The organism is Tritonibacter sp. SIMBA_163 (assembly GCF_046535935.1).
Taxonomy (GTDB): Bacteria; Pseudomonadota; Alphaproteobacteria; order Rhodobacterales; family Rhodobacteraceae; genus Epibacterium; species Epibacterium scottomollicae.
The window spans coordinates 1-235 of sequence record NZ_JAWJBP010001346.1 but is presented as its reverse complement, the minus strand read 5'-3'; the positions used below and the strand labels follow the sequence as shown (position 1 = coordinate 235).

The following is a 235-nucleotide window of genomic DNA, read 5'->3' as shown; positions in this document are numbered from 1 at the left end:
GGTCGACCGGGGCCGGGCGCTGCTGCGCGGCGGCGGCCGAGAGGGCGACACGGTCTGGGTCTCCGGCCGGCCGGGCGAGGCGGTCATCGGGCTCGAAGTCGCGCGCGGCGAACTGCCGGGGTTGGCGGCGGAGCATCGCGCGGCGCTCAAGGCCCGCTACGATCTGCCGGACCCGCGGCTCTCGCTCGGCCAGGGGCTGGTCGGCATCGCCAGCGCGGCGCTCGACGTTTCTGAC

The 235-nt window shown here is 77.4% G+C and carries 1 pseudogene; it reads left to right on the top strand.

From position 1 onward, the window contains the following. Positions 1-235: pseudogene (locus tag R0J92_RS26670) on the top strand (thiamine-phosphate kinase); the annotation flags it as partial.